The 4,092-nt window shown below is 70.7% G+C and carries 4 protein-coding genes and 1 pseudogene; 3 read left to right on the plus strand and 2 right to left on the minus strand.

Annotation, left to right across the window (positions count from 1 at the left end):
- Nucleotides 1-113: 113 nt before the first annotated feature.
- From VIB55_RS21320 to VIB55_RS21330, 3 genes are all read left to right on the plus strand, one after another.
- A complete protein-coding gene (locus VIB55_RS21320; RefSeq protein WP_331878691.1) occupies nt 114-341 on the plus strand; it encodes a KTSC domain-containing protein in 228 nt (75 codons plus the stop codon).
- 99 nt (nt 342-440) lie between these two features.
- The gene (locus VIB55_RS21325; RefSeq protein ID WP_331878692.1) at nt 441-1,436 is read left to right on the plus strand and encodes a M23 family metallopeptidase; all 996 of its coding nucleotides are present in this window, start codon (nt 441-443) and stop codon (nt 1,434-1,436) included.
- Nucleotides 1,437-1,551: 115 nt separating this feature from the next.
- Entirely contained in the window at nt 1,552-2,034 is a 483-nt protein-coding gene (locus VIB55_RS21330) for a CC0125/CC1285 family lipoprotein (RefSeq protein WP_331878693.1), read from the plus strand.
- 106 nt (nt 2,035-2,140) lie between these two features.
- Here VIB55_RS21330 and VIB55_RS21335 read toward each other — a convergent pair whose 3' ends face one another.
- Nucleotides 2,141-3,241, minus strand: coding sequence for a PDZ domain-containing protein (locus VIB55_RS21335; protein ID WP_331878694.1), 1,101 nt, complete (start codon nt 3,239-3,241; stop codon nt 2,141-2,143).
- A gap of 38 nt (nt 3,242-3,279) precedes the next feature.
- Nucleotides 3,280-4,092, minus strand: a pseudogene (locus tag VIB55_RS21340) (hypothetical protein); the annotation flags it as partial.

The following is a 4,092-nucleotide window of genomic DNA, read 5'->3' on the forward strand; positions in this document are numbered from 1 at the left end:
ATGCCTTTCTGCCGAACGACTGCGTGCGGAATGGAAAGTGCACGAAGTAAACTACAGTAAACGGCAGGAACGGACCGCCGTGAAGACTGCGGCGCGGGACTGGAGGTGGATGGATGAAGCGGCAGCGGCTGGATTCGTCGAGCCTGGCCAGCGCGGGATACGACCCCGGGCGGCAGGTGCTGGAGGTGGAGTTCCTGAATGGCGGCGTGTACGAGTACGACGATGTGCCCGAGGAGACGTACCGCGCGCTGCTGGATGCGGACAGCAAGGGGCGCTTCCTGAACGCCGAGATCAAGCCTCACCATCCGTCGCGGCGCCTGCAGGCTGCGCCCCGGGGCTGAGCGACAAAGCTTTCCCCGGAGCGCCCGCCCGGTTATCTTGTTGCGTCATCCGCACATCCCTGTACCCGTCGCAGGTGCCGGCCCTCCGCCGGCGTTAGCATGGCCGCATTCCGACCTTCCACGCCCCGCGGCATCAAGCCGCCCGGACTCGCCACCGCGGTACTCGCGGCGGCGGTGCTCGCCATTACCTCCGCCGTTGCCCTGGCTGGGCCGGCCGAGGCGCCGGACGAGGCCGCCCTCCGTCTGCCGGCCGCGCGCGCCATTCCCGTCAGCATCGACACGCTCCTGATCGGCGGGTTTGCGCGCGGCAGCTTTCGTGACGCGCTGCGCGTGATCGCCAGCGACCTGACGGATGCCGAGCGCGACATGGTGGGCCGCCACCTGGACAAGATCTTCGTCCCCGTGCTGCGCGAGCGCGAGCTGGAAACGGGCGGTCGGCTGAAGGTGGCCTACGAGCGGGTGAAGCGGCCGGATGGAAGCACGCGGTCCATCCAGGTGCTGGCGGCACAGGCCGCGGTGGGCGGCGGGCTGCACACCGTTTTCCTCTACGAGACCGCCAAGACGCCGGGCTACTACGACGACGGCGGCCAGTCGCTGGACGCCACGCCCTGGTCGGGGCCGCTGGACGTGCTGCGGGTGACGTCGCCGTTCCGGATGAACCGCATGCACCCCATCCTGAACCGCATTCTGCCGCACACGGGCATCGACTACGCGGCCCGCTACGGCACGCCGGTGCGCGCCACGGCGGACGGGAGCGTGTCGTTCGCGGCGGTCCGCGGCGGATACGGCAACCTGGTGGAGGTTCAGCACCCGAACGGCTACACGACGCGCTACGCCCACCTTTCCGGCGTGGCGGTGCGCCCGTCGCAGCCGGTGCGGCAGGGAGACGTGGTTGGCTACGTGGGCGCGAGCGGCCTGGCCACGGGTCCGCACCTTCACTACGAGGTGCGCCGCAAGGGCCAGCCGGTCGATCCCGAGATCGCCACGCAGTTCCAGGGCGCCACGGAGCAGGTGGGATACGATGCCCAGTGGCGCACGGAGCGGCGTGTGCTCGCCCGGCTGCTCGCGCGCACGCCGACGGTGGTGCGCCGGTAGCCGCGGGGAGCGACGGCCACGATCCCAGTCCCCGTCAGGTCCCGCGCTGTTCCGCACGAGCCCATCCACGTGCACCCGGCGCGGCTCACCCGTAGACCCCTCCTGTAGAGATACGATGCGTAAGCTTCTCATCCTGGTGGCGCTCGCCGGCCTCACCGGGTGCACTCCGCCCCTGTACATGAAGTCCAATTTCCTCCAAAGCCCGGGACACTCGGACAAATCCCTTGGTGAAGGGGTCTGGGAGGTCAGTTTCAGGACCAAGGCGGGAATGAACCGTGATCACCTGCGCGAGGTCGGTGCTTACTACCGTTCCGCGGAACTCGCGCGCGCCGCAGGGTTCCCGTTTTTCCAGGTCGTGCGCTACCAGGGGTGGGAGAAGACCGAGAGGTATCCCGGCACCCCTCCCGATATGGGTGTGACCACCGAGTACCTCATCCGGCTCACCATCCGCGGTGTGCATACGGTGGACGCGGAACTGAAGTGTGAAAGCGAATCTCCCGCGCATTGTAAAACCTATACGACCGCGGAAGTGCTGCGCACGCTCGGACCCAGCCTGCAGCAGCCCACCGGCGAGCAAGGCGTGGCACCTCCTTCCTGATCGTGGGGAAAGCTAGAGACAGAAAAAGCCCGGGCGCCTGCATGAATGCGGCGCCCGGGCTCTTTCGTGCTCTACGTCGCGACGGTGGTAACCGTCGTTCCCGACCTTACTCTCCGGCGCCGCGCCGGATGATCACGTTCTCGCGCCGACCGTCCGGGCGCAGCTCGCGGCGGAAGGTGCGAACCCCGCTCCCTTCCCACTGCAGGTTGAGCGTGCGGCGGCGGCCCTGGCGCACCACTTCGACCTCGGTGGTGCCGTTCTCGGCGCGCATCAGGGCGCGGCGGACGTCCTCGGGATCGTTGACGCTCTGCCCGCCCGCGCGGACGATCACGTCGCCCGCCTCCAGCCCGGCGCGGGCCGCGGGGGTGTCGGAGCCCACGTCGATCACCAGCGCGCCCTCGCGGACGTTGCCGAAGTAGCGGCTCAGCCCCTCGTTCATCTCGGCCAGCTCGGCGCCGGCGGCCGAGCGGCGGCCCAACTCCATCAGGAACGGCCGTGCGTCGGGCCCATCGAACCGCGTGTCGCTGTGCACGTTCACTTCTTCGCGCAGGGGCATCATGCCTTCGCCGCCGATGATCTCGATGTTCGGCATGCGGCGCATCATCACCGGCAGGCTGTCGCCCAGGATGGTGATCAGCGAATCGACGTGAAAGCGCAGCACGGTGGTATCGATGTCCAGCAGCCGCGAATGAAGGCTGTCGATGCGCAGCGCCATGGCTTCCAGCGGCAGGTGCTCGCTCAGCGAGTCCAGCTGGTGGAGCATGGCGCCGAACGGCACCTCGCTGGTGTCGCCATCGATGATGATCCTCATGCGCTCGCGGGTGGGCCCCGCCATGCGCACCTGGCCCGGGCGCGGCGCGGCCACGATCACCACGTCCTGCTCGCCGCCGGCGTCGCGGCGGACGCGCAGCCGCACGGTGTCGCCGGCCTGCAGGCGGCGCGGCATTACCTCGAAGGTCCGGCCCGTGGCGGCCTGGCCGTTCAGGCGCACGACCACGTCGCCCTGGCGCACGCCGGCGCGCGCGGCGGGGGAGCCCGGCCGCACCTCCAGGATGCGCACGGCGTCGTCTCCGTCCTTCACGTCGAACACCACGCCGATCATCCCCGGACGGCGTCCCTGTGCGGTCGTGTCTTCCTGGGCCCGCGCGGTGGCGGGAAGGGCAAGCGCTGCGGCCAGCAGCGGCAGAATCAGGTTGCGGTACTTCATCGTTTCGTGTCTCCGTCAGGTCTTGCTTCGCGAAAGCCTCAGAACCAGGCGGTCTGGGCGTCTTGTTCCAGCTCACGGCGCAGGCGGGTGCGCTCGGCCGTGGCCGCGAGGTGGTATCCGTTGATCACCGGGTCGCCGGGCGCATGCTCCAGCGCCTCGGCCGTCAGCGTCACCAGCCGGTCGAGCGCGGCGAGGCGTGTTTCCGGCGGGTTGCCGCTGTTGGGGTCCGCGATGGCGGCGTAGCGCTGCAGCGCGCCCACGTACGCCGCCTGAGCTTCCAGCAGCTGGCGGGCGGCGTCTTCCGCCTGCCGCGGGGTCACCCGCACGGGCGCGGGGCGCGGAGCCGAGGGGCGGGGCCGCATGGATGGCGTGTCCACCGCCGCAGATGCGGTGCTCGCCAGCCGTACCGACGAGCGCGGCGCCTCGTCCTGCGTGGTGCCACCCATGAGGCCCGCGAACGACGACCCGGACGGCGTTTCCGTCCGCGTTTCCGCCGCGGCGGCCGTGGGAGCCGGCACCGCGGCGACCGCCGCAAGCTGCCGCGACGTGCGTGCGTTCCACAGCGCCGCGCCCGCCGTGCCGCCCAGCAGGAACAAGGCGAGCGACGCGGCGGCGCGCAGTCCGTGCGTGCGGATCCACCGGGGGCGCAGCGGCGTAACGGTGGCGCCGCGGATCAATCCCTCGGCGCGGAGGCGGGCCTCCAGGTCATCCCACGCGCCGGGCGCCGGCCCGTCCCCCGCCAGTGCGGCCAGGGCCTGGGTCTGGCCGCGCATCTCCGACAGCTCGCGCCGGCACACCAGGCATTCGCGCAGGTGCGCGGCCTCGGCGGGCTCGGGTGCCTCGTCCACCAG

The sequence above is a fragment of the Longimicrobium sp. genome, assembly GCF_036554565.1.
Lineage (GTDB): Bacteria > Gemmatimonadota > Gemmatimonadetes > Longimicrobiales > Longimicrobiaceae > Longimicrobium.